Below are 21,612 nucleotides of genomic sequence, written 5' to 3' on the forward strand. Positions count from 1 at the left end.
GTCAGGTCGCTGTCGAGCTGCCCTGGGCGCGCGCGATTGCGTCCTCGCGGCTCTGCTCCAGAAGGACCTGAAGGGCAGCCTCGGCACGTTCGGCATCGGCGGAGCCGAGCGAGTCGATCCATCGTCGGCGCAGGTCATCGAACGCCGCTGCGCCGATCGCGGTCATCTCCTCGCCGCGTGCGGTCACCGCGACGTGTCGCCGTCGCGCGTCGGTGGGGTGTGCTTCGCGTCGCACGTATCCGAGGTGCTCCAGCGTCGCGATCGTCTTGGCTGCGGCCTGCTTGGAGACTCCCAGCGCCCTGCCGAGCGCAGATGCGTCGGTCGCACCGGCCCGGATCTCGACGAGCGCGAACTCGAGCGTGGCGGTCACTCCAGGGTGCCCGCGGCGACCGAGCTCCTCGACAGCGTGCGCGACCATCGCGCGGAAGGTCTGGTCGAGCAGTGATGCCAATCGCGCCCCTGGTGTCGCCTCCATGTTCCGATCCTACGGCGACTCGAAGGATGGACAACCGTCTTGTCTTCTGCGATTATTAGTCAACTAGGTTGTCTATATGAGCAGGAGTGCACAGATGAACATCCCTCCCATCGGGCGCACGATCGCCGAGGTCTCCCACCATCGCATCGCGGTGGACGGGGGCGAGCTGCACTACGTCTCGGCGGGTCGCGACGGATCGCCCATCCTTCTCGTCCACGGCTTCCCGGAGTCGTGGTGGGCCTTCCACCGGGTGATCCCGCTCCTCGCACACGATCACCGCGTCTTCGCCGTCGACCTGCGCGGGTTCGGCGACTCGTCGGTCGCCGCGGAGGATCACAGCAGCGCAGTCGCCGCCGACGACCTTCACGCCCTGATCCGGCACCTGGACCTCGGGGCGTTCACGGTGCTGGGGCAGGACATCGCCGGCGGAGCCCTCTACCGACTCGCGATGACCCACCCGGAGGATGTGGCTGCCATCGTCGCTGTCGAGATGGGGCTCGCCGGATTCGGACTCGAGGCCTTCGCGGACATCACGAACGGCGGCTCCTGGCACATCGGCGCACTGGCCGCCCCCGGCATCGGAAACATGCTGTTCGCCGGTCGCGAGGCCGAGATCCTCGGGCACTGGGCGTTCCCGTCCATGACCGCGGTGCCCGGATCGATCACGGACGCGGACGTGACCGAATTCGCGCGTGGATTCGCTCGGCAGGGTGGCTGGAACGGCGCCGCCGGGATCTACCGCTCCATCCTCAGCGAAGGAGAAGAGTTCCGTGCCATGGCGCAGCGCTCGGCGCTGGCTGTCCCCGCGCTGGCGGTGGGTGGATTCGGCGGCCCGTTCACAGCGGCGACGGTGGAGGGCATCGTCTCGGGCGAGGTCGCCTCGACGATCCTGGACGGCGTCGGCCACTACGTCGCTCTGGAGGCTCCCGATGAGCTTGCCGCCGCGATCCTGGAATTCCTGGATGCCGCGGGGCTCTGATCTCCGCTCCGGCGGCCTCAGCGCTGAGAGTCCGAGAAGGTCGCTGCTCGCGTCGTCGTTCGCACGCGATACAGGCTCGTGGTGGCGGCGATGAAGAGGTCGGAACCGTCGTCGCCGCCGAAGGTGACGTTGGCCACGACCTCCGACACGGGGACGAAGAGCACTTCGGCGCCGTCGGGTTCGAACACGTGCACGCCGTCACCCGCGGAGGACCAGACGCGTCCCTCGACGTCGACGGCGATGCCGTCGGGCACCCCGACCTCGATCGTCGCGAACAGACGGCCCCGTCGAGCAGTGGCGCCGTCGACGTCGAACGCGCGGATCCAGTGACCCGGTCCGTCGCCGAGTGCGACGGCGGTGTCGGTGACGTAGACCGTGCCGCCGTCGGGGGAGAAGGCGATCCCGTTGGGCTGGTCGATGTCGTCGATGACCGCAGTCAGTCCGTCTTCGGCTGACCAGCGGAAGACGCGGCAGTCGCCGTACTCGCGGATGCCGGGGTGTCCCTCTCGAGGCTGCACGATCCCGTAGTGCGGATCCGTGAACCAGTAGGAGCCGTCGGGCGCGAGCGCGACGTCGTTCGGGGAGTTCAGACGGTACTCTCCCCAACGGGAGATGATTTCGGTCACAGTGCCGTCGGACGCCTCGCGCTCCAGTCGTCGGTGTCCGTGCGAGCACTGCACGACGCTGCCGTCGCTGTCGAGCATCCGCCCGTTGGTGAACTCCACCTGGTCGCGATGGACGCTCACCTCCCCTGTCGCGGCATCCCACCGCAGGATCCGGTCACCGGGGATGTCGCTCCAGCGCACCGCGCGCTCGTCCGGCATCCACAATGGGCCCTCGCTCCATGTCGCTCCCGTGGCGAGTCTCTCGAGGGACGTTCCGGGCGCCAGAAGGGGGTGCTGTTCTCGGCTCACGCCAACAGATTAGTGCCGCGGCCGCGCGTCAGAGGCGCGGCCGCGGCCGAGAGATCAATACCAGTTCACGGACTGCGAGTGACCCCACGCGGCGCACGGTGCGCCGTAGACCTGCGAGATGTAGTCGAGGCCCCAGCGGATCTGCGTGGTGGCGTTGGTGGCCCAGTCGGAGCCGAACGTCGCCATCTTGTCGCCGGGCAGAGCCTGCGGGATGCCCGTTGCGCCGGAGGGGTTGTAGGCCTGGTAGTTCCAGCCGGACTCCTTCATCCACAGAGAGTCGAGGCAGGAGAACTGGTCGGCGCCCCAGCCGTAGTCGCTCGCGGCGATCTGCGCGGCGACGGCTCGCGCGCCGTCCGGGGTGTTCGCGCTCGCGAGGGCGGCGGCTTCGGCAGCGGCCTCTGCGGCTGCCGCCTTCTCGGCCTCCTCGGCTTCCTTCTGAGCGACTGCGGCGTCCAGGCGTCCGCGCAGGGACTCCGTCGCCGCCTCGACGATCTCCGTCTCGACGATCGCGTTCGCGGTGAGGGTGGCGCGCGTGGCGCCGACGGCGTCCTCCGCGGAGAGCGCGTTCAGCGCCGATGCGAGGCCGACGGTGTCGATGGAGACCTCGCCGAGGTCGTAGCCGGAGTCCTTGATCTCGGTGACGGCCTTCGCGGCCTCGGCGACGACGGCGCGACCGTCCTCGACGGCGGTGGCAGTGGTCGCGAGCTCGGCGCGCAGGTCGGCGCGATCGATCGCCACGGCGCGGCCGGAGACGTCAGCGGCGGCGGGGGCCGCAGTCGTGAGGCCGGCGGTGGCGAGCAGCCCGAGCGCAGCTCCAGCGGCGAGCGTGAGCGCGATGGCACGGCGGCGGGTGGGTGAAATCAATCGGGTTTCGGGCATGGGGAAGTGATGATCCTTTGACGTAGCGGGGCCGCTTCGGGGCGGCACGTGCACCTTCGGGTCGAGCGCACAAGGTAACGATTCTGCATCATGCTTGCTGGGCGGCACCTCCGTGGCGCCTGGATGCCTCGTGTGAACGGCGCCCGCTGAGGAGCAGTACTCGGTATTGCCAAGTACTGCTACTCAGTGTTACCGTCTACCGGTAGTCAATGACACTGAGTAGAAGAGGGCGCCGATGGCAAGTCAGATGACCGAGATGCTCAAGGGCACACTCGAGGGCATCGTGCTCGCGATCCTCGCCGAGCGCCCTGCGTACGGATACGAGATCACGTCCCGACTGCGCGACGAAGGGTTCACCGATCTCGTCGAGGGCACGGTGTACGCGTTGCTCGTCCGCATCGAGCAGCGCGGCTTCGTCGATGTGAAGAAGGTGCCATCGGCGAAGGGGCCACCGCGCAAGGTGTACTCGCTGTCCGCCAAGGGCCGCACCCAGCTCGGCGATTTCTGGAAGACGTGGAGCTTCCTCGCCGAGCGCATCGAACATCTCCACCGACCCGATTCCCGCGACGACGAAGGAGAATGACCATGGCTGCGAAGTGGATCGAAGCGCTCACCGGATCGCTCGAACAGAAGAAGCAATATCGGCAGAGCGTCGCGCGCATCGACGGACTGCCCGAACCGTACCGCAGCACCGCCAAGGCGCTGCACCGCTACCTCCTCGCCTCCGGCGGCATCGTCGACGGCGACACGATGGTCACGATGTTCGCCGATCTCGCCGACCTCTGGGAACAGGCGGCGGCCGACGGCACTCCGGTGCGCGACATCGTGGGGGAGGAGCCGTCCGAGTTCGCCGACACCTTCGCCCAGGCGTACTCCGGCAGGCACTGGGCGGACAAACAGCGCAGACGCCTCGCGGATGCCGTCGATGCGGCCGTCGAGGGAGAGCCGCCGGAGGAGGAGCGATCATGATCTCCACCAGCGGGATCACGAAGTCCTTCCACGGCCTCGACGTTCTGAAAGGTGTCGACCTCCATGTCGAGCGCGGCACGATCTTCGCGTTGCTCGGATCGAACGGCGCAGGAAAGACGACGCTCATCCGCATCCTCTCGACCCTCCTGAACGCGGACGCCGGAACCGCCGTCATCAACGGCCACGACGTGGTCACCTCGGCGGCGGACGTGCGCGAGTCGATCAGCCTCACAGGACAGTTCGCCGCCGTCGACGAGGTGCTCACCGGGCGGGAGAACCTCATCCTCGTCGGGAGGCTGCGGCACGTCTCCGGCCCTGCTGGTGTCGCCGACGAACTGCTCGAACGGTTCTCGCTGACCGAGGCGGGTGGTCGCCGAGCGGGCACCTACTCCGGGGGCATGCGGCGTCGCCTGGACATCGCGATGAGCCTCGTGGGGCATCCCCAGGTGGTGTTCCTGGACGAACCGACCACGGGGCTGGACCCGCAGTCACGCATCGAGGTCTGGCAGACCGTTCGTGCGCTGGCGGATGCCGGCACCACCGTCCTGCTGACGACCCAATACCTCGACGAGGCCGAGCAACTGGCCGACCGGATCGCCATCCTCCACGAGGGGACGATCATCCAGAACGGCACACTCGACGAGCTCAAGAGACTCCTGCCGGCGGCAGAGGTCGAGTACGTCGAGAAGCAGCCCAGCCTCGAGGACGTCTTCCTCGCCCTCGTCGGCCCGAGACCCGCAGAAGGGAACTGACATGTCCGGTCACGTCCTCGGCGACACCCGGGTCCTCACCGGGCGTTCGCTGCGTCACATCCTTCGCAGCCCCGACACGATCATCACCACCGCCATCACCCCGATCGCCCTGCTCATGCTGTTCGTCTGGGTGTTCGGCGGGGCCATCGACACCGGCGGTGCAGGGTCGTACATCGACTACATGCTCCCCGGCATCCTGCTCATCACGATCGCATCGGGCATCTCCTATACGTCGTACCGACTCTTCCTCGACATGCAGGGCGGGATCTTCGAACGATTCCAGTCGATGCCGATCGCCCGCTCCAGCGTGCTGTGGGCGCACGTGCTCACGTCCGCCGTGGCGAACATCCTCTCCGTGGCGATCGTCACCGCGGTCGCGTTCGCGATGGGATTCCGCACGGGCGCCTCGTTCGGAGCGTGGCTCGCGGCCGCCGGCATCCTGCTGCTGTTCATTCTTGCGCTGACCTGGCTGGCGATCATCGCCGGACTGTCGGCGAAGACCGTCGACGGCGCGAGCGCGTTCAGCTATCCGCTCATCTTCCTGCCCTTCGTGAGCTCGGCGTTCGTGCCGACCGCGTCGATGCCGGCGCCGGTGGCCTGGTTCGCCGAGCACCAGCCGGTCACCTCGATCGTCGACACCCTCCGGTCGCTGTTCGCCGGCCACCCGGTCGGCGGCGACATCTGGATCGCGCTGGCCTGGCTCGTCGGCATCCTCGTCGTGGCGTACGGTGCCGCCGTCGTGGTGTATCGCCGCCGCCTCCGATAGCGTCACCCGGACGCGCGGGCCGGATGGATGCTGACGGTTCTGCGACCGGATGACCGACGGCATCCATACCGGCTGGGGGAGCGTCCTACTCGACGAGCTTGCCGTCGCTGGAGACGTCGCGGATGAGTGCGGAGATCTCGTCGGGCACCGGCGGGATCTCCTCCCGCGTCACCCCTGTGGCCGGCGACCACACGAGGTTGACGCGGAGGGTGGGGTCCTCATGCGGAAAGTCGCTTCGGTTGTGGCATCCGCGGGTCTCGCGACGCTCCCGCGCGGCCTCGAGAGTGGCGCGAGCGGCGAGGGCGGACGCTTTGAGGTCGAACGCGTGCGCGAGATCCTGGAAGCCGGCGATGTCGGGGTGGATGCCGACGTCGGTCATCCGGTCCTCGATCGACGCGAGCTCCTCGAGTCCGGCACGAAGGCCCTCCTCGGACCGGACGACGCCGGCGTGCGCGGTCATCGTGTCGCGGATGCTGCGCTGCAGTGCACGCACGTTCTCACGCCCGTCTGCGTTGAGGAGGTCGTCGATCTCGGCGCGGGCGGCGGTCACGGCATCCGCCGATCGATGCTGCGCGTCGCGGGCCCCGGCGTAGGCCATCGCCGCCTGTCCGACGATCCGCCCGTACACGAGCAGCTCGATGAGGGAGTTGCCGCCGAGGCGGTTCGCGCCGTGCAGCCCGCTGGAGGCCTCGCCGATCGCGTAGAGTCCGTCGACATCGGTGCCGTGGTCTTCCGGCCGCACCCAGACGCCGCCCATGGAGTAGTGCGCTGTCGGGGCGATCTCGATCGGGTCCGTGGTGATGTCGCGCATCTGCAGCTCCATCATGGTCTGGTAGACGCGCGGCAGGCGGGTCATGATCGTCTCGCGCGGCAGATGAGAGACGTCGAGCCACACTCCGCCGTTCTCCGTGCCGCGGCCCTCGGCGATCTCCGTGTACGCGGCCAGCGCGACGCGGTCGCGGGTGGACAGCTCCATCCGCTCAGGGTCGTACTTCGCCATGAAGCGCTCGCCGAGGGCGTTGCGCAGGATGCCGCCCTCGCCGCGCGCCGCTTCGGAGATGAGGGTTCCGGCCGCATTCTCGGGTTCGATGATCCCGGAGGGGTGGAACTGCACGAGCTCGGGGTCGCGCAGGCGGGCGCCGGCGTCGACGGCGAGGCGGAACGAGTCGCCGGTGTTCTCGTCGCGGCGCGATGAGGTGCGGCGCCAGATGCGGTTGTGCCCGCCGGCGGCGAGGATGACGGCATCCGCATGGATCAGGTACCGGGTGCCGTCGGCCTGGTCGAAGCCGTACGCGCCGAAGACGACGTTGTCGCGCACGAGGAGGCGCGTGATGTAGACGCCGTCGAGGATGGGCACGTCCAGTTGTTCGGCCCGTTGCACGAGGGTGCGCTGGATCTCGAGTCCCGTGTAGTCGCCGGCGAAGGCGGTGCGGCGGAAGGTGTGCGCTCCGAAGAAGCGCTGCGAGATGCGTCCGTCGTCCTCGCGTGCGAAGTCCATGCCCCAGCGTTCGAGATCACGGATGCCGCGTTCCGCACCCCGGGTGACGACCTCGACCGTGTGCGGGTTGGCGAGGAAGTAACTCTCCTTGATCGTGTCGGCGGCGTGCTGCTGCCACGTGTCATCGACGTCCATGGTCCCGAGCGCCGCGTTGATGCCTCCTGCGGCCAACGAGGTGTGCGCATCGTTGCGCGGTCGCTTGCCGACGGCGAGCACGTCGACGCCGTGCTCGGCGACCTCGATCGCCGCGCGCAGGCCGGAGCCACCCGTTCCGATGACGAGGACGGTCGTGGAGATCTGGCGTTCGCGAGCAGTCATGCGGTCCACGCTACGAGCGAGTTCGTGATTACTCCAATGCATTGTGAGTGTGGTCACGATAGACTCATCGCATGAACCTGGAGCAATTGCGGGGATTCGTCGCCGTCGCGGAGCTCGGGCACTTCACCCGCGCGTCGGAGACCCTTCATCTTGCGCAGCCATCACTGAGTCGCCAGATCTCGACGCTCGAGCAGGAGCTGGGCGCAGAACTGTTCCACCGTGCCCGCGGCAACATCACCCTCACGGCGGCGGGCGAGACCTTACTCCCGCGGGCGCGGCGCATGCTGACGGATGCCGAGGCGATCAGGACCGAGATGGCAGAGCTCGCCGGGCTGCAGCGCGGGCGGGTCAGGCTCGGGGCGACCCCGACGTTGTGCATCAGCCTCGTCGCCGAGGTGCTGCGGTCGTTCCGCTCCGTCTACCCGGGTGTCGAGCTGCAGCTCGTCGAGGGCGGCTCGAATCTGCTGATCGAGCAGCTCGCCGCGGGGACGGTCGACATGGCGCTGGTCACGATGACTGATTCGCGTCCCGTCACCGGCACAGCGCTCTCTCGCACCGCGCTGCTGACCGAGGAGCTCGTCGTCGTCTCCTCCGCGGCCGAGCCGATGATCGTCACGCCGACGATCGATCTGCGCGGCCTCGCCGGGTTGCCCCTCGTCGCGCTCGCTGAGAGCTACGACCTGCGTGATGCGACCGATGCCGCCTTCCGCGCGGCGGGCCTGACACCCTCTCCTGTGGTCGAGGGGGCCGAGATGGATGCCGTGCTGCGATTCGTGGAACGGGGGATCGGTGTCGCGGTCGTCCCCGCAACCGTGCCCGTCGACCGCCCGTCGCTCCGTGCCACCCGCCTCACGGACCCGCAGCTGGAGCGGACGATCGTGATCGCCCACCGCAACGACGTGAACCCCACGCGTGCGGCGGCGGCCATGCGCACGGTGATCGCGCGGACCGCGCGTGAGCTCGCTGCGCGCTCGCCGGAGACCCTGCATCTCGTGGATGAGCAGGCGGTCATCTCCCCGCCCGCTCCGTGACCCCGGTCGGGCCCGCAGGATTCGAGACTGCGTCAGTTCCTCTGCGAGCCGGCACTCGCTCGCGGGTGCAGCACCCCGGATGCGGCGCCGAGCGCAGCGCCGACGACGGTGTCCACGACCCGCTCCAGGGCGACGTCCATCGCCCCGATCTGTCCGGTGGCGGCGCCGGTGAGCAGCAGGACGAGCGGCGTGATGATCATCAGTGCGATCGCGTAGTGGCGCACCACGACCAGCTCGATCGAGAACTGCATGACGCCCAGCAGCAGAGCGATCCAGAGACCCGACGGGTGGAGGAGCACGAGCAGCGCGTACACGCCGACGCCGACGACCGTTCCCAGCATCCGGTGCAGTCCGCGTTGGAACGCGGCCCGGCGATCCGCGGCGACGCCGATCACGGCGACGGCCGCCCCGACGATCCAGTAGCTGCGGTGCGGGTCGACGATCACTCCGATCAGCACGCCGAGAACGGCGACAATGATGACCCGCAGAAGCAGCAGGCGGGAAGCGTCGTCGAATGAGGGGCCGGGAAGAATCTCCCGCAGCGGCCGCGGCTCCCGCGCGCGGACGCGCCTGATCGCCAACGGCGAGAGCGCGACGAGGTAGGAGAACAGGCATCCGGCGGCGATCGCCGACACGTAGCCGAGGGGAGCGATGACTCCCTGGCCGACGATCTGCCCGGACAGTCCGAAGACGAGCACGAAGAACAGGGGCCCAGGCGGACCGAGGCGGAACCCGAAGGCGAGCGCGGCCGTCGCGGTCGCGACCCCGATGATGCCGATGCTGGTCAGCCACAGGTTCGCCCCGGCGAGTGCACCCAGCGTCGCGCAGATGAGCAGCCCCGCCCCGACCAGCGGGAGGACCCTCGCGCGTTCGACGACAGGGGCGGCTCCGGCGAACAGGACGGTGAAGGCGCCCGACCCGGCGATGAAGCCGAGCGTCGGCTGGCCGATCAGCGTCATGACGGCGATCGGGACGGCCATGCCGATCGCGGCCTGCACGCCCAGTTGCCAGCGGGGGCCGCGGGACGGGGCGAAGGCGAACAGGCTCACCTGCCCATTCTCCCTTTCGCGCGGTGCGGTCTCCGCCGCCTCGACGATCCGCGTCGGCTTCCGCGGCGGAGGGCAGGGTGGAGTGCGCGGCTGGAATAGCATGAGCCCGTGAGTACTGAGACGGCCAGGCCTGGCATCGCCGAGAGGCTGTCCCGCATGATCCGGTTGCCGACCGTGTCGGCCGAGGTCGACGAGCGCGGCATGGCACCGTTCGACGAGTTCGTCGCGCTCATCGCCGAGTTGTATCCGCTCACGCACACGCGACTGACGCTGGAGCGCCACACCGACTTCGGCCTGCTGTTCCACTGGCGCGGACGTTCCGATTCCGCGCCCCTCGTGCTCATGGCGCACTACGACGTCGTCCCCGTCGACGAGTCCGACGCATGGACGCATCCGCCGTTCGCCGGGGTGATCGCCGACGGACGGGTCCACGGGCGCGGTGCCCTCGACGACAAGGGCCCGCTGATCGTCATACTCGAGGCGGTGGAGAACCTCCTCGCCGAGGGCTTCACGCCGGCGCGCGACGTCTACCTGTCGTTCGGCGGCAACGAGGAGACGTTCGGCGCCGCCGCTGCCGAGATCGCGCAGTCCCTCCAGCAGCGCGGGGTCGTGCCGTGGATGGTCATCGACGAGGGTGGGGCGGTCGTGGACGCGCCGCTGTCGTTCGTCCAGGGCAGAGCGGCGATGATCGGCGTCGGCGAGAAGGGCGTGCTGACTCTCAAGCTCACGGCGCGCGGCGACGGCGGTCATGCCTCCGCGCCGCCGACGCTCACAGCCGTGCGCAGGATCGCACGGGCGGTCGAGCGGCTGGGGCCGACGACGTTCCGGCCTCGCACACCGAGGGCGATCTCGCGGATGCTGTCGCAGTTCTCCGCGCAGGCGACCGGAGCCTCGCGGTTTCTGCTGAGACTGCTCGCCGCCGTGCCACCGCTCACTGCCAGAGTGTTCGCGGTGCTGGGCGGGGAGTCTGCGGCGATGGTCCGCACCACGGTGGCGCCGACGATGCAGTCCGGCGGGACGGCGGCGAACGTCATCCCCTCCCAGGCATCCGCCACGATCAATCTGCGCATCGCGCTGGGAGAGAGCGTCGATTCGGCAGTGGCGCGCGTACGTCGCCGCATTCGTGATCCGCTCGTCTCCCTCGAAGTGGTCGAGGGCATCGATCCGTCTCCGGAGTCTCCCACCGACAACGCGCAGTTCGCGCTGATCGGCGAGGCACTCGAGGCCGCGTTCCCCGGTGTGCGGCCCGTCCCGTACGTGATGATGGCGGCGACGGACTCGCGCCACTTCCACCGGTTCACCCCGGCGGTGTACCGCTTCGCACCGCTCGAGATGTCCAATGCTCAGCGCGCGGCGATCCACGGCGTCGACGAGAGCGTCGAGATCGCGACGCTCGAGCGAGGCGAGAAGTTCCACCGATCGTTGCTGCAGCGCCTCACCCATGCGTCGTGATCGACCCACCGACCCGAATGGAGCGATGATGCCCCGTACCCGCACCGCGACCCTCGGCGCGCTCGCCGCCGTCGTCGGCTTCCTCGCGTTCGTCGAGTTCACCAGCGGCGTGCTGCAGGGGTACTACACGCCGATGCTCTCCGACATCGCGCGCCACCTGCAGATCCACGACGCCGACGTGAACTGGTTCGAGGGGACGCAGCTCATGCTGTCCGCGCTCGTCGTGCCGGCGTTCGCGAAGCTCGGCGACATGGTCGGCCACAAGCGGATGCTCCTGATCTCCACCGCGCTCACCGCAGCCGCGGCACTCGCCCTGCCGTTCACGGACTCGTTCTGGGTGTTCCTCGTCGCGTGGACGCTGATGGGCTTCTACGTCGTCTGGCTGCCGCTCGAGATCGCCCTCATCTGGTCGCGCTCGCGTCGGATGGAGGGGCGGTCGATCATCACCGCTCGTGCGGCCGGCCTCCTCGTCGCCGCGCTCGAGACGGGCGCGATCGTCGGTGCGCTCGCCGGCGGGGCGCTCGTCGACGCACTGCCGCTGACGGTCGTGCTGCTGGTGCCTGCACTGCTGATCGTCGTGTGCTTCTTCGTCATCCTGTTCGGGGTGAAGGAGTCCCCGGACTCCACCGGCGGTCTCCTCGACATCGGGGGTCTCTCGCTCATCTCGGTGGCGCTGATCTGCTTCACCGGTGGCCTCAGCCTTCTGCGCCTCGAGGGCGGGCTGGTCAACCCGTGGTCGTGGGCCGTCGTCGTGCTCGGGCTCGTGCTGATCGTGCCGTTCGTCATGTGGGAACTGCGTCACGACGACCCGCTGATCGACGTGCGGATGTTCCGTTCGCCCGCACTGGGGCCGGTGTTCCTCACCGCCGGGCTGTTCGGGGTCAGCGTGCTCGGTGCGCAGGCGCCGCTGTCGACCTTCGCCCGCACAGATCCCGACGTGTACGGCTACGGACTCGGCACCACGGGGTTCGCCACGTCGCTCATCATCGGCATTTACCTGATCGGCATGATCGTCGGCGCGCTGCTGTTCCCCGTGATCTCGCGCTTGACGACACCGCGGCTCACCCTCATCGGAGCGTCAGGCCTGGTCGCGCTCGGGTTCCTGCTGTTCCTCCCGCTGCACGGGTCGTACCTGCAGGTGGTCGTGAACATGGTGATCGTCGGCGTCGGATCCGGCGCGCTCGTTGCCGCGCTCCCTGCGGCAGCGGCATCCGCCGCACCAGAGACGCAGACCGGCGTCGCGACCGGCCTGACGAACTCGGTCAAGACCGTGGGAGGCGCGATCGCCTCGTGCGTGTTCGGCATCGCCCTGTTGCAGGGGGTCGCGTCGAGCGCCGGTGCGACCGATAGCACTGCGGGGTCGCTGGAGGGCTACATGACGGTGTGGGTCGTCTGCGGCGCAACGGCGCTCGCGGCCGCTGTGCTCTTGCTGTTCGTCCCGTCGCAGGCGTTCACCGATCGCGTCGATGCCGCGATCGCGCACCCTGCTCCGTCGGTGTGAGGGCCGGCCTCAGGGCGCGAGGTCAGTGCGGGGCGTGGTACTCGGCCGTGCCGCGCTTCCAGTAGCCCTTCACGACGGCGCGATCGGTCGGGATGCCCCATCGAGCGAGCAGTGCACGGCCGGGGGAGACGACGGACTGCTCGGCGGCGATGAACACGAAGGGGTCGGCACCCACGGCATCCGATGCGTCGAGCCGATCGAGGAACGCGATCAGGGCGGATCCCGCCGGGGCATCGCCGCGATGCAGCCACTCCACCTTCACCGGAGCCTCGATCGCGACCTCATCGTCCGAGCCGCGCACCTCGACCGCGATGCGCGCCGGCTGATCACCCATGAGCGCCGAGAAGCGGCGGATCGCCGGAATCGCCGTCTCATCGCCCGCGAGGAACCAGGAGCCCGGTGTGCCGGTCAGCACGGCGGAGCCGCGGGGGCCACCGACGCCGATCTGCGCCCCGATGGGCGCTGTCGCCGCCCACCGCGCTGCCACGCCCTCGTCACCATGGATCGCGAATTCGACCTCCAGCCAGTTCTCGCCCCACACGAGGGGCGTGTACTCGCGGCTCGGTGCCGCACGGAGCTCCTCGATCGTTTCCGGCATCTCATCAGGGAAGAACAGCCGCATGTGGTCGTCACTGCCGAGTGAGGTGAAGCCGTAGAGGTCGTCGCCCTCGAGTCGGACGCGTACGTAGTCGGGCGCGAGCTGCTCCCGCGCCGTGAGCGTCACGACGCGGAACTGGAGATCGAGGCGACGACGCTCCAGGGCGAAGGAGGATTTCGGATCGGTCATGAACTTAGGTTAGCCTGACTGCGGCGTACTCAGGGTTGCCTAACCTAAATCGGTCGCCATTCATCATCCAAGGAGCCACCCATGTCATCGCGCCGTTCGCTGGCCGCAGCATCCGCCGTCCTCGTCTCCGCTCTCGCCGTCGCAGGATGTGCGTCGACTCCCGCCGCAGAGCAGGAACAGCCGACCTCCGCCGCACGGGACACGGTCACGATCGAGGACAACAACGGCGAGCACACGATCGACCTGCCGCTCACTTCGGTCGTCGCGACGGACAACCGCACCTTCGAGACGCTCGACTCCTGGGGCATCGAGCTCTCGGCGGCCGCCGTGGCCCTCATGCCCAACACGATCTCCTACACCGAGGACTCCTCGATCATCGACCTCGGCAGCCACCGGGAACCGAACCTCGAGGCCATCGTGGCCGTCGAGCCCGACCTCATCATCAACGGCCAGCGCTTCGCGCAGTTCCATGACGACTTCGTCACGTACGCGCCGGATGCCGTCGTGCTCGAACTCGATCCCCGCGACGGGGAGCCCTTCGATGAGGAGCTCAAGCGCCAGACGACGGTTCTCGGCGAGATCTTCGGCAAGCAGGCCGAGGCGAAGGAGCTCACCGACGCGCTCGACGAGGCCATCGCACGGGTGAAGGCCGCCTACGACGACAGCGAGACGGTCATGGCCGTCACCACGTCGGGCGGACAGATCGGCTACATCGCGCCGACCGTCGGTCGCACGCTCGGCCCGGTGTTCGACTTCGCAGGACTCACCCCCGCACTCGAAGTGGCCGACGCCAGCGACGACCACCAGGGAGACGACATCGCGGTCGAGGCGATCGCCGACTCCGACCCGGACTGGATCCTCGTGATGGACCGCGACGCGGCCGTCGGTGCGGATGACCCGAACTACGCACCCGCCGCCGACATCCTCGAGAACTCCGAGGCCCTCGCGAACGTCACCGCCATCGCCGAGGGGAACATCGTCTACATGCCTGCGGACACCTACACGAACGAGGGCATCCAGACCTACACCGAGTTCCTCAACGCGTTCGCCGACGCACTCGACGCACGCAAGTGATGGCCTGACGGGACCGGTCGATCCGGCCGGTCCCGTCGCTCGGAAGGAACGACCGGAGTGAGATGACCCGGACCGGTACGCCGCTGCCCGCGGCCGCAGACACCCCTCGCACCCGGGGGCGACTGTTCGACCCCGCGCTGCTGATCGGCATCGCGGTCGTCGCGCTGCTGCTCGTCGCCTCGCTGTTCGTCGGCGTCTACGACGTCTTCGGCGCCGACGACGGCGCGCAGATGTTCGCCATCACCCGCATCCCCCGTACCGTCGCGCTCATGCTCGCCGGAGCGGCCATGGCCATGTCGGGCCTCGTCATGCAGCTGCTCACGCAGAACCGCTTCGTCGAGCCGACGACGACGGGGACGACGGAATGGGCGGGCCTCGGCCTGCTCGCGGTGATGATCCTCGCCCCCACAGCGGGCATCGTTCCCAAGATGGTCGGAGCGGTCATCGCCGCATTCGTCGGCACCATGGTCTTCTTCCTGTTCCTGCGGCGCGTGTCGCTGCGGTCCTCACTGATCGTGCCCATCGTCGGCATCATGCTCGGCGCCGTCGTCGGTTCCGTCACGACGTTCATCGCGCTGGAGACCGACACGCTGCAGAGCCTCGGCGTCTGGTTCGCCGGCAGCTTCACATCCGTCCTGCGCGGACAGTACGAGGCGCTGTGGATCGTCGCCATCGTCGGCGTGGTCATCTTCATCGTCGCCGACCGGTTCACCGTCGCCGGACTCGGTGAGGAGATCTCGACGAACGTGGGCCTGAACTACCACCGGGTCGTCCTGCTGGGCACCGGCCTCATCGCGGTCGCGACCGGTGTGGTCACCGTGATCGTCGGGAACCTCCCCTTCCTGGGGCTCATCGTCCCCAACATCGTCTCGATGATCCGCGGCGACGACCTGCGCAGCAACCTGCCGTGGGTGTGCCTGCTGGGCATCGCGATCGTCACGGTCTGCGACATCATCGGTCGCACGATCATCATGCCCTTCGAGGTGCCGGTGTCGCTCATCCTCGGCGTCGTCGGCGCCGTGGTCTTCATCGCCCTTCTGTTGAAGCAGCGCCGTCGTGCTTAGGTCGGAGACACGCCGCAGCCTGCCGGCCCGTCCGGCGTCGGAGCGGCGCGCGGGCGCCCTTCCGACGCGGGCGGCGCGGCGGAAGTACATCGTCGTCCTCAGCATCCTCATCGTGCTCGCCGTCGGCTTCGCCGTCGGGCTTCTCGCGTGGGACAACCCGATGCCCGCCGGCTCCGAGGGCTTCTGGCGGATCGCGCAGATGCGCGGCACGAGCATCGTCGTCATGGCGCTGGTCGCCTTCTGCCAGGCGATCGCCACGGTGAGCTTCCAGACGGTCACGGAGAACCGGATCATCACCCCGTCGATCATGGGCTTCGAGGCCCTCTACATGGCCGTGCAGACGGCAGGTGTGTACTTCTTCGGAATCGCCGGCCTCGTGGCGCTGCAGGGCAACGCGCAGTTCGTGCTGCAGATCGTCATCATGGTGGGTCTGTCCGTCCTGCTGTACGGCTGGTTGCTGTCCGGTCGCTACGCGAACCTGCAGGTCATGCTGCTCATCGGGATCATCATCGGCGGCGGGCTCGGATCCGTCTCCGCCTTCATGCAGCGGCTGCTGACGCCGAGTGAGTTCGACGTGCTCACGGCGCAGATGTTCGGGAGCGTGTCCAACGCCGATCCCGATCAGCTCCCCATCGCCATTCCGCTCGCGCTGACCGCCGGCATCCTGTTGTGGTCGAACACCCGCCGGCTCAACGTCCTCGCCATGGGCAAGGACATCACCGCCGGCCTCGGCATCCACCACCGTCGCGAGCTGATCCGCACGCTCGTGCTCGTCTCGGTGCTCATGGCCGTCTCGACGGCTCTGGTCGGACCGATGACGTTCCTCGGCTTCCTCGTGGCGACGCTGGCCTACCAGTTCGCCGACACCTACGACCACCGCCTCATCTTCCCGATCGCGGTCTTGACCGGCTTCGTCGTGCTCGCCGGGGCCTACTTCGTCATGAAGAACCTGTTCTACGCGCAGGGCGTCGTCTCGATCATCATCGAGCTCGTCGGCGGGACGCTCTTCCTCATCGTCATCCTCAGAAAGGGCAGGCTGTGATCCAGCTCGCGAACGTCAGCAAGCAGTACAGCGACGAGGTCGCGATCGGTCCCGTCGACCTGCAGATCCCCGCCGGTGGCATCACGGCCCTGGTCGGCCCCAACGGCGCGGGCAAGTCGACGCTGCTCACCATGATCGGGCGCCTGCTCGGGCTCGACGAGGGAACCATCGAGATCGGCGGATACGACGTGGTGCGCACGCCGTCCAAGGACCTCGCCAAGATCGTCTCCGTGCTGCGGCAGGAGAATCACTTCATCACGCGGCTCACCGTCCGGCAGCTCGTCGGCTTCGGCCGCTTCCCGTATTCGAAGGGACGACTGAACGTCGAGGATGAACGAGTGATCAGCGAGGCCATCGACTTCCTCGGCCTCTCCGCACTGGAGGGACGATACCTCGACGAACTCTCCGGCGGACAGCGTCAGCGCGCGTACGTGGCCATGGTGCTCGCCCAGGACACCGACTACGTGCTGCTGGACGAACCGCTCAACAACCTCGACATGCGCCACTCCGTGCAGATGATGCAGCACCTGCGGCGCGCTGCGGCTGAGCTCGGGAAGACGATCGTCATCGTCCTCCACGACATCAACTTCGCCGGGCACTACGCCGATCACATCTGCGCCGTGAAGGACGGCCGTGTGGTCCGGTTCGGCCCGCCGGACGAGATCATGACGGATGCCGTGCTCACGGATGTCTTCGACACCGAGGTGCAGGTCGTCGACGGCCCGCGCGGACCGCTCGCCGTCTACTACTGAGCCGGTCGTCGCTCAGCGAGCCCGACAGAGGCCACGAGGCCGCGGCGCCGGTCAGACCTCGATGCCGTGCGATTCGTCGTTGACGCCGGCGTTGCCGCCCTTGCGCGATTCCGCGGCGATCAGCCACACCACCGAGACGATGAGAGCGAGAAGGAGCCCGAGCCAGACGTTCTGCAGGATCAGGCCGATCACCACTCCGAGGATGAACAGCACGACCGTGCCGCCGAGCCAGGTCCACCGCTGCTTCTTCGTCGCCGCCATGGTGTCAGCCTATCCGTGGCCCCTGCGCGCCGCTCACCGGCGCCGGTGATCCTCCGGCGCCAGTCGTGGGCCTCGGCGCGGTTCACGAGGACCGCCCGCGAGGATCAGCCGGATGACGCGCTGGCGGTGACCGGCCCAGGGGGCGAGCAGTTCCAGCATGCCGTCGTCGTCGACGCGGGAGCCGGTCAGCGCGTACCCGACCTGATGCGCGAGGTGGTAGTCGCCGACGCTGACCGCATCGGGGTCGCCGAGGGCCCGGATGCGGGTCTCTGCGGACGTCCACGCCCCGATGCCGGGCAGGCTGGTGAGGACGCGCTCGCGCTCGGCGCCGCCCTGCGCGGCGAGTACGGCGTCGGCGACGCGCTGCCCACGCTCGGCGGTGCGGACGATCGTGCGCGACTGCGGAGGCTCGACGCCCGCTCGATGCCACGCCCATGACGGGATGCGTCGCCACCCGTCCACGGACGGGGGAGCGAACAGCGTGCGAGGGGCGGGCCCCGGGGCGCGTTCACCGAAGCGGGTGACGAGGACCCGCCATGCGCCGAAGGCTTGCAGAGAGGTGACCTTCTGCTCGAGCGTCGCGCACACCAGCGCATCGAACACGAGATCGGTGCGGGTCAGGCGCGTGCCGACGGTGCGGTGCGCGATCGCGGCGAGCATCGGGTGCCCTGACACGTCGAAGCCGCTCGCATCGTCGTCGGCGCCGCACAGGCGGGGGAGCTGGCCGAGCGTCCACTCGGCGCCCGGTCCCCAGGCCGTGGCATGCACTCCCTCATGCGTCTGACGGAGCGCGACCGTCGAGACGCCGGCGGGGGTCCGCGCTGCGCGCCACAGAGTCGAGCCCTCCACGAACATCGTCGGGTCCTTCGGCCCGCGCGCGAGCACGCCCACCGTGCGGAGGAGGTTCAGCGGATGAGGTGGTCGATAGACCGTGCGAAGCGGCTCGGCGTGCGCGGATGCGGCGGTCGCGGCATCCGCTGTCATGGTCATGCGAACACCCTACGTCCCTGCCCTGACAGTCGGGTCGGGTCGCGGGGAGCGAGCGTCAGAAGCGGTCGGGCGAAGGCGTGCCGTGGCCGTAGCGGATGACGACGTCGGCGTGGCGGTCGAACCGGTAGCCGACGCCGCGGACGGTGCGGACGATGTCCTCGTAGCGACCGAGCTTGGCGCGCAGTCGGCGGACGTGCACGTCGATGGTGCGCTCGCCAGGGGTCTCGTCCTCGGGCGACTGCCACAGGGCCTCGACGAGCTCGGCGCGCTCGATCGTGCGGCCCTCGCGCAGCACGAGGTACTGCAGGAGCTCGAACTCCTTGTACGTGAAGGCGGCCGATTCGCCGTCGATGAGGACGCGCTTGCGGGAGATGTCCACGGTGACGCCGTAGTCCTCATCCTTCTGCTCCGCCTCCGTCGCCGCCTTCGCGCGGGCCACGGCGCCCGGCTCCTGCAGGGCGAGGCGCACGACGTCGAGGTCACGGCCGCCGGAGCCGTGCGGGGCGAGAGCCACCGTGGCGTGCGTCTCCGCGCCCGGTGCGAGCTCGGCGAGCGTACGGCGAAGGGCGTCGACGAGAAGGGGGAGGCTGACCCCGGCTTCTGCGGCCTTGATCTCGTCGAGTCCGACGTAGAGGGCGAAGCCGCGCGGCGAACGCGTCGCGGGAAGGTCGGCGGGGGCTGCGGGTGCGGCCGGGGCATCCGATTCGACGAAGCGCGGAATGGGGCGGAGGTGAGGGGCGCGAGTGGAGGGACGCTCGAGGAGGGCGGTGTTCGACATGATGATGGGAGTCCTTGGACGGGTGAGCCGATACGGCTCCGATGTGTTGCGTGAATGACCCTGAGGGCCGAGAGCGAGCACACGGGTGGATGCTCGGGGTTCACACCTCGCAGATGGCGAAGGGCGGAACCGGACAGAGTGGCTGAGAGATCAGCGACACATTCGGCAACACATGCCAACGCAGCCGGGCATCATCATCCCGGCAGTCCTGTTCGCCTCCTGGGCGGACAAAGGGCGCGCGTTGGTGGTCATGGGGGCGATTATGTCCGATGATGTCCCCCCGTGTCAAAGCGAGTCCGCCCGTTCCGGCGTGGCATAGCGTGGGGGGATGACGGATTCCATGATGGTCGACGGGTTCCTGGTCACTGACGAGAAGGATGCCTCGCGCTACACCCTCACGAGGGACGGAGTGCTCGTGAGCGCTCTGGACTACCGGGATGACGGCAAGACGATGGCGCTCACCAGGGCGTTCACGATCCCGACGTACCGGGGCAACGGCTATGCGGCGAAGGTGGTCGCCGGCGCGATCGCCGACATCGAGAGCCGAGGGGACCGGAAGGTCGAACCGGTGTGCTGGTACGTCGCCGAGTGGTTCGCTCAGAACCCCGGCCACGAGGGCCTGCTCCGCCGCGGCTGAGCCCTCGCCGCGCCAGGGACTGCGACACGACCTCCGATAAGATGCAGGTCTGCTCAGCACCGTTCGCTGAGGCGGTCGGCCCCGGGAACGGCGGCTGGTCCGAGGCTTGAAACCTCCGGCATCCTTCACAAGACACCGGAGGTTCTTCCATGTCGTCATCCCTGCGCGCACGCCCCTCGGCGAAATGGTGGGCGCTGTTCGTCATCTCTCTGACGCAGCTCGTCGTCGTCCTCGACGGGACCATCGTCAACATCGCCCTCCCTCAGGCGCAGATCGCGCTGAACATGGACGATCATCTGCGTCAGTGGGTCGTCACCGCGTACGCGCTCGCCTTCGGCGCGCTGTTGCTGCTCGGCGGTCGCATCGCCGACTACTGGGGGCGCAAGCGCACCTTCATGGTCGGCATGATCGGCTTCGGGCTCGCCTCGCTGTACGCCGGTGTCGCCGGTACCGGCGGGGAGCTCATCCTCGGTCGCGGTCTGCAGGGTGTCTTCGCCGCCATGCTCGCGCCCGCAGCCCTCGCGCTGCTGACGACCCTGTTCCCGTCCGGCACGGAGCGCAACACCGCCTTCGCCGTGTTCGGAACGGTCGCCGGTGCCGGCGCCGCTGTCGGTCTGGTCCTCGGCGGGTTCCTCACGGAGTTCTTCGACTGGCGCTGGTGCCTTCTGGTGAACCTCTTCTTCGTCGCGATCGGACTGATCGGCGGAGCACTGTTCCTCGCCGAGAGCAAGGCCGCCGGTGACAACCGCTACGACATCTGGGGCGCGCTGCTCGTCACGGCAGGCCTCGGCGCGCTCGTCTACGGGTTCAGCATCGCCGAGTCCGGTTGGGGTGACCCGCTCACGATCGGATTCCTCGCTGCCGGCATCCTGCTTCTGGCGCTGTTCGTCCGGGTGCAGACGAAGGTCGCCAACCCGCTGCTGCCGCTGCGGGTGGTGACGAACCGCGTCCGCGGCGGAGCGTTCCTCATTCAGGCCGTCGCCGGCACTGTCATGATCGGCGCGACCGTGTACCTCACCTTCCACCTGCAGATCGTCCTCGGTCAGAGTGCGCTGCAGGCGGGACTGGCCAGCCTCCCCCTTCCGCTCGGGACGATGGTGCTCGCTCCGCTCGCGACGAAGATGCTCGGCCGGATCGGACCGCGTCCGATGCTCATCACCGGACCGCTCGTGGTCGCCGCCGGGCTCTTCTACCTCTCGTTCATCACTGCGGACGGCGAGTACTTCGTGCAGGTGGCTCCTGCGCTGCTGGTGATGGGGCTGGGCATGTCGTTCGTCTTCATCCCGCTGCAGAACGTCGCGCTCACGGGTGTGGCGCCGCATGACGCCGGTGTCGCCTCGGCCGTCACGAACTCGGCGATGCAGATCGGTGGTTCGATCGGCCTGTCGGTCTTCACGGCCGTGTACGCCGTCGCTGTCGGCGGAAGCGCCGGTGGCGTGTCGCCTGAGGCGCTGGCAGACGGATACGGTGCGACGTTCGTCGCGGCGGCGATCGGGATGCTGATCGCATCGGGCATCGCCATCGTGATGGTGCGCGGACGCAAGGAGGATCTGCTCCCGCAGGGGTCGGTCGCCTCGAGTGCGGAGCCGGTCGCCGGCCGCTGAGCCGTCCCGCCGAGGCGTGCTGCGGCACGCCTCGGCGGGA

Annotated in this window: 23 protein-coding genes; 14 read left to right on the plus strand and 9 right to left on the minus strand. The window is 68.7% G+C overall.

From position 1 onward, the window contains the following. Position 1: 1 nt before the first annotated feature. On the minus strand, positions 2-475 hold the full coding sequence (locus HD600_RS08780) for a MarR family winged helix-turn-helix transcriptional regulator (RefSeq protein ID WP_184283046.1): 474 nt from the start codon (positions 473-475) through the stop codon (positions 2-4). Between the two features lie 94 nt (positions 476-569). Between HD600_RS08780 and HD600_RS08785 the strand changes: the two genes are divergently transcribed. Further along, positions 570-1,454: an alpha/beta fold hydrolase gene (locus HD600_RS08785; protein ID WP_184283048.1), complete on the plus strand. Its 885-nt coding sequence runs from the start codon at positions 570-572 to the stop codon at positions 1,452-1,454. A 17-nt stretch (positions 1,455-1,471) separates the two neighbouring features. On the opposite strand, the gene HD600_RS08790 is transcribed toward HD600_RS08785, so the two are convergent. Further along, positions 1,472-2,368: an SMP-30/gluconolactonase/LRE family protein gene (locus tag HD600_RS08790; RefSeq protein ID WP_338402193.1), complete on the minus strand. Its 897-nt coding sequence runs from the start codon at positions 2,366-2,368 to the stop codon at positions 1,472-1,474. A gap of 54 nt (positions 2,369-2,422) precedes the next feature. After that, a complete protein-coding gene (locus HD600_RS08795; RefSeq protein ID WP_184283049.1) occupies positions 2,423-3,247 on the minus strand; it encodes an aggregation-promoting factor C-terminal-like domain-containing protein in 825 nt (274 codons plus the stop codon). Between the two features lie 235 nt (positions 3,248-3,482). Between HD600_RS08795 and HD600_RS08800 the strand changes: the two genes are divergently transcribed. The 4 genes from HD600_RS08800 to HD600_RS08815 are packed head-to-tail and all read left to right on the plus strand — an operon-like array spanning position 3,483 to position 5,734. Then, entirely contained in the window at positions 3,483-3,830 is a 348-nt protein-coding gene (locus tag HD600_RS08800) for a PadR family transcriptional regulator (protein WP_184283051.1), read from the plus strand. Between the two features lie 2 nt (positions 3,831-3,832). Next, on the plus strand, positions 3,833-4,216 hold the full coding sequence (locus HD600_RS08805; protein WP_184283053.1) for a DUF1048 domain-containing protein: 384 nt from the start codon (positions 3,833-3,835) through the stop codon (positions 4,214-4,216). Beyond that, complete coding sequence (locus HD600_RS08810; RefSeq protein ID WP_184283055.1) at positions 4,213-4,968, plus strand: ABC transporter ATP-binding protein; 756 nt, start codon at positions 4,213-4,215, stop codon at positions 4,966-4,968. Before HD600_RS08805 ends, HD600_RS08810 begins: the two co-directional genes overlap by 4 nt. Before the next feature lies 1 nt (position 4,969). After that, on the plus strand, positions 4,970-5,734 hold the full coding sequence (locus HD600_RS08815; protein WP_144794777.1) for an ABC transporter permease: 765 nt from the start codon (positions 4,970-4,972) through the stop codon (positions 5,732-5,734). Between the two features lie 85 nt (positions 5,735-5,819). Here HD600_RS08815 and HD600_RS08820 read toward each other — a convergent pair whose 3' ends face one another. Continuing rightward, the gene (locus HD600_RS08820; RefSeq protein ID WP_184283057.1) at positions 5,820-7,550 is read right to left on the minus strand and encodes an L-aspartate oxidase; all 1,731 of its coding nucleotides are present in this window, start codon (positions 7,548-7,550) and stop codon (positions 5,820-5,822) included. 71 nt (positions 7,551-7,621) lie between these two features. Here HD600_RS08820 and HD600_RS08825 point away from each other — a divergent pair, with 71 nt between their 5' ends. Beyond that, complete coding sequence (locus tag HD600_RS08825; RefSeq protein ID WP_184283059.1) at positions 7,622-8,581, plus strand: LysR family transcriptional regulator; 960 nt, start codon at positions 7,622-7,624, stop codon at positions 8,579-8,581. Between the two features lie 32 nt (positions 8,582-8,613). On the opposite strand, the gene HD600_RS08830 is transcribed toward HD600_RS08825, so the two are convergent. Then, positions 8,614-9,630 carry an FUSC family protein gene (locus tag HD600_RS08830; protein WP_184283061.1) on the minus strand — a complete coding sequence of 339 codons (1,017 nt, stop codon included), beginning with the start codon at positions 9,628-9,630 and terminating at the stop codon, positions 8,614-8,616. Between the two features lie 108 nt (positions 9,631-9,738). Here HD600_RS08830 and HD600_RS08835 point away from each other — a divergent pair, with 108 nt between their 5' ends. Both HD600_RS08835 and HD600_RS08840 read left to right on the plus strand, forming a co-directional pair. Further along, positions 9,739-11,082 (plus strand): M20/M25/M40 family metallo-hydrolase, encoded by a 1,344-nt coding sequence (locus tag HD600_RS08835; RefSeq protein ID WP_338402194.1) that lies wholly within the window; start codon positions 9,739-9,741, stop codon positions 11,080-11,082. Between the two features lie 28 nt (positions 11,083-11,110). Further along, the gene (locus HD600_RS08840; protein ID WP_184283063.1) at positions 11,111-12,583 is read left to right on the plus strand and encodes an MFS transporter; all 1,473 of its coding nucleotides are present in this window, start codon (positions 11,111-11,113) and stop codon (positions 12,581-12,583) included. Between the two features lie 22 nt (positions 12,584-12,605). Here HD600_RS08840 and HD600_RS08845 read toward each other — a convergent pair whose 3' ends face one another. After that, positions 12,606-13,370: a siderophore-interacting protein gene (locus HD600_RS08845; RefSeq protein ID WP_184283064.1), complete on the minus strand. Its 765-nt coding sequence runs from the start codon at positions 13,368-13,370 to the stop codon at positions 12,606-12,608. An 81-nt stretch (positions 13,371-13,451) separates the two neighbouring features. Here HD600_RS08845 and HD600_RS08850 point away from each other — a divergent pair, with 81 nt between their 5' ends. From HD600_RS08850 to HD600_RS08865, 4 genes are all read left to right on the plus strand, one after another. Continuing rightward, positions 13,452-14,444: a siderophore ABC transporter substrate-binding protein gene (locus HD600_RS08850; RefSeq protein ID WP_184283066.1), complete on the plus strand. Its 993-nt coding sequence runs from the start codon at positions 13,452-13,454 to the stop codon at positions 14,442-14,444. A 62-nt stretch (positions 14,445-14,506) separates the two neighbouring features. Continuing rightward, positions 14,507-15,508 carry an ABC transporter permease gene (locus HD600_RS08855; RefSeq protein WP_144794789.1) on the plus strand — a complete coding sequence of 334 codons (1,002 nt, stop codon included), beginning with the start codon at positions 14,507-14,509 and terminating at the stop codon, positions 15,506-15,508. After that, positions 15,501-16,550, plus strand: a complete 1,050-nt coding sequence (locus HD600_RS08860; protein WP_338402195.1) for an iron chelate uptake ABC transporter family permease subunit — start codon at positions 15,501-15,503, stop codon at positions 16,548-16,550. The genes HD600_RS08855 and HD600_RS08860 overlap by 8 nt, the downstream gene beginning before the upstream one ends. Continuing rightward, positions 16,547-17,302: an ATP-binding cassette domain-containing protein gene (locus tag HD600_RS08865; protein ID WP_184283068.1), complete on the plus strand. Its 756-nt coding sequence runs from the start codon at positions 16,547-16,549 to the stop codon at positions 17,300-17,302. The genes HD600_RS08860 and HD600_RS08865 overlap by 4 nt, the downstream gene beginning before the upstream one ends. A gap of 51 nt (positions 17,303-17,353) precedes the next feature. Here the strand turns inward: HD600_RS08865 and HD600_RS08870 are convergent, their stop codons facing one another. The 3 genes from HD600_RS08870 to HD600_RS08880 are packed head-to-tail and all read right to left on the minus strand — an operon-like array spanning position 17,354 to position 19,331. Then, positions 17,354-17,563: a hypothetical protein gene (locus HD600_RS08870; RefSeq protein WP_144794793.1), complete on the minus strand. Its 210-nt coding sequence runs from the start codon at positions 17,561-17,563 to the stop codon at positions 17,354-17,356. A gap of 33 nt (positions 17,564-17,596) precedes the next feature. Further along, positions 17,597-18,553 carry a DNA-3-methyladenine glycosylase family protein gene (locus HD600_RS08875; protein ID WP_184283070.1) on the minus strand — a complete coding sequence of 319 codons (957 nt, stop codon included), beginning with the start codon at positions 18,551-18,553 and terminating at the stop codon, positions 17,597-17,599. Between the two features lie 55 nt (positions 18,554-18,608). Further along, positions 18,609-19,331 carry a winged helix-turn-helix domain-containing protein gene (locus tag HD600_RS08880; RefSeq protein WP_184283072.1) on the minus strand — a complete coding sequence of 241 codons (723 nt, stop codon included), beginning with the start codon at positions 19,329-19,331 and terminating at the stop codon, positions 18,609-18,611. Positions 19,332-19,659: 328 nt separating this feature from the next. Between HD600_RS08880 and HD600_RS08885 the strand changes: the two genes are divergently transcribed. After that, the gene (locus tag HD600_RS08885) at positions 19,660-19,968 is read left to right on the plus strand and encodes a GNAT family N-acetyltransferase (protein WP_144794799.1); all 309 of its coding nucleotides are present in this window, start codon (positions 19,660-19,662) and stop codon (positions 19,966-19,968) included. Positions 19,969-20,117: 149 nt separating this feature from the next. Continuing rightward, positions 20,118-21,572: an MFS transporter gene (locus HD600_RS08890; RefSeq protein ID WP_184283074.1), complete on the plus strand. Its 1,455-nt coding sequence runs from the start codon at positions 20,118-20,120 to the stop codon at positions 21,570-21,572. Positions 21,573-21,612: the final 40 nt, after the last annotated feature.

The organism is Microbacterium ginsengiterrae, assembly GCF_014205075.1.
In the GTDB taxonomy this organism is placed as follows: Bacteria; Actinomycetota; Actinomycetes; order Actinomycetales; family Microbacteriaceae; genus Microbacterium; species Microbacterium ginsengiterrae.